Source organism: Armatimonas sp. (assembly GCF_043760365.1).
Classification (GTDB): Bacteria; Armatimonadota; Armatimonadia; order Armatimonadales; family Armatimonadaceae; genus Armatimonas.
The window spans coordinates 1-2356 of sequence record NZ_JAYUPA010000079.1; the positions used below are offsets into that span (position 1 = coordinate 1).

Genomic DNA, 2356 nt, shown 5'->3' on the forward strand with positions numbered 1-2356 from the left:
GCCCTATAATGCCAAGCCGGGCTACCGGGGCACGGCGGAGAACTCGGTGTATGTGGACACGCGTGCGCAGGGCCAGGGGATCGGGGAAGCACTCTTGCAGGCACTTCTCGACGATGCCCCACAGCGCCATATCCGAACCATTGTCGCGCTCATCTCCACCGATAATCTGCCCTCGATCAGCCTGCATGAGAAGCTAGGCTTTCGCCTGATCGGAACCCTAGAGCGCGTCGGCGAGAAGTTTGGACGTGATGTGGATGTCAGTATTTTCCAGCGACACCTCGGCTAGAAAAATTACCAAAAGCTTTACACAGGATTCCCGCGCCCCTTGTCGAACTGTCTTTCTCATGAACCACTTAGATATTTGTGATATTTCGTATCCACTGCGTGAGGGCTTTCCGGTCTGGCCGGGGCATGAGCCGGTGAAACTGAGCATCGTCAAGAGCCATGAGGCAGGCGACGGTGTGCAGGTGACGGACATGGCGATTGGGTGCCACACGGGGACGCACTTGGATGCGCCACGGCACTTTATCGCGGGCGGCGGATTGGTAGACAAGCTGGATCTCAACATGCTCATTGGTACCTGCCACGTGGTGCACTACGACGGCGACGGCCCGCTGGATAAAACCTGGTTCGAGGCACAGAACCTTCCCACTCCGATCACACGGCTGCTGCTTCACTGCACGATCCACGATGGCAAGCTGGAGGAGTCGCGCTTTTTCTCGAACTATGTCGGGATTACCGAGGACGCTGCGCAGTTCTTGGTCGAGCGCGGGCTAAAGCTCATCGGCATTGACTACCTCTCGATTGGGCCGTTTTATGGCGGAAACCCCGAGACCCACCGGGCGCTTCTGGGCCCGGCGGTGATTATCGTGGAGGGGCTGGACCTGCGCGGGGTCGCGGCGGGAGCCTACACACTGGTCTGCCTGCCGCTGAGCCTGCCCACCGATGGCGCTCCCTGCCGCGCGGTGCTCCTGCCCGAAGGCGCGCTGGTCGGCTAGTTCACGCAGCAGGCCGTGAGTAGAGCTTGCGGGGGTTGTTGGGGCGCGGCTCTGTGGCAGCCGCGCTCTTTTCAGTTACACTCACATTGGCACTCTTCTCCACCACAGTCTCCTCAGCGGCTTGCGGGCTCTCTCCCAGAGGCCGTAGCTCCATCATCGATGTGCGAACCACGACAGATGTCTGTGGGAGCGGCTCCTGAGTGGCCTCGTCGGTGAGCGAGAGGCACTGAATGAGCTGATCCAGCCCTTCGATTCTCTCATTGCCCTGAAGTGTGATGCGCTGGTGGTGCTCAGTGAGCTTTTCGCGTTTTCCCCAGAGCGCGTCCACGGCCTCCGTAATCTTGGCTTGCTGGAGATCGAAGTTCACATTCTGGTTCTGAAGGACACTCGCAATGCGCGCTTTTTCCTGAAGCACTTCGGCAAGAAGCTGCTGAAGTGTTTGGCTCTTATTCTCCTGTGTCGCCGCCAGTGCCGAACGTAGTGCCGGAAATCTCTGGGCATCGTCGGTGTCCTTGGGAAAAGCGTGGAGCATCGAGTAGGCGGCCTCAACGGTGACGCTTGCTCCCATAGGGCTGGTGGTTGTAGGGAGAGGAACAGAGACAGGAGCGGGTGGCAAGGGAGGCACAATCGGCGCTTTTTCGAGGGAACCTACCGCCTCCGTGGCATTTCCCTTTCCAACAAAATCCCGTAGTCGCTCAGTCAGTGTTTTCATAGTGCTTCCCTCTTCTCATTGGCGTTTTAGAGATTTAAATGTAGGCAAGAGCTGTGCCGAAGCATAGCTTTTCAATAGGATCCCGTAGCTCTGCGGGGAAGGAATCCGCTTGCTTGTTGGCGAAACGAGATCGGGTGGGGCCAGGTGTGCTCTGCCACAGGAGAGAAATAGCAAATGAGCAAACGTGTTGGAATCGGCGTCGTCGGGTGTGGCAGTATTGGCATTCGGGGCGCTCTGGATCATCTGGTTCTGGAGGATGTGCAAGATCAAGTGCACCTCGCCGCCTGCTGCGACCCCGCGCCGGGCCGCGCACAAGCCGCTGCGGATAAGTACGGTGTCGCAAAAGCCTACGAAACCGAGGACGAGCTCTTCGCGAATCCGAACGTGGACCTCGTGATCATCTGCTCCCCGATTGGGCTGCACTACAATCAGGGCATCAAGGCCATTGAAGCCGGTAAGCACATCCACTTCAACAAGACCATGACGGTCACCAGCGGCGAGGCACTGGATCTGATCGCACGGGCACAGGCTAAAGGCGTGCACTTAGTGGCGTCGCCCGGGCAGATGCTACGCCCCACGAACCATAAGATCCGTGAGATTATCCAGAGTGGTGGCCTGGGCAAGCTTTCTTGGGCCGTGGCGGGCG

The 2356-nt window shown here is 58.8% G+C and carries 4 protein-coding genes; 3 read left to right on the forward strand and 1 reads right to left on the reverse strand.

Features of this window, described 5'->3' with window-relative positions; all coding sequences use genetic code 11:
• Positions 1–286: GNAT family N-acetyltransferase (locus ACH2EH_RS02025; RefSeq protein ID WP_395138371.1), on the forward strand; the 286-nt coding region annotated here is incomplete at its 5' end.
• A 58-nt stretch (positions 287–344) separates the two neighbouring features.
• A complete protein-coding gene (locus ACH2EH_RS02030; RefSeq protein WP_395138373.1) occupies positions 345–998 on the forward strand; it encodes a cyclase family protein in 654 nt (217 codons plus the stop codon).
• A gap of 1 nt (position 999) precedes the next feature.
• Here ACH2EH_RS02030 and ACH2EH_RS02035 read toward each other — a convergent pair whose 3' ends face one another.
• Positions 1000–1710, reverse strand: a complete 711-nt coding sequence (locus ACH2EH_RS02035; RefSeq protein ID WP_395138376.1) for a hypothetical protein — start codon at positions 1708–1710, stop codon at positions 1000–1002.
• A 174-nt stretch (positions 1711–1884) separates the two neighbouring features.
• Between ACH2EH_RS02035 and ACH2EH_RS02040 the strand changes: the two genes are divergently transcribed.
• On the forward strand, positions 1885–2356 hold a 472-nt coding region (locus tag ACH2EH_RS02040; protein WP_395138378.1), incomplete at its 3' end, for a Gfo/Idh/MocA family protein.

Coding starts and splice junctions, on each gene's coding strand:
- ACH2EH_RS02030 (WP_395138373.1), top strand. CDS start 345: ATGAACCACTTAGATATTTGTGATATTTCGTATCCACTGCGTGAGGGC.
- ACH2EH_RS02035 (WP_395138376.1), bottom strand. CDS start 1,710: ATGAAAACACTGACTGAGCGACTACGGGATTTTGTTGGAAAGGGAAAT.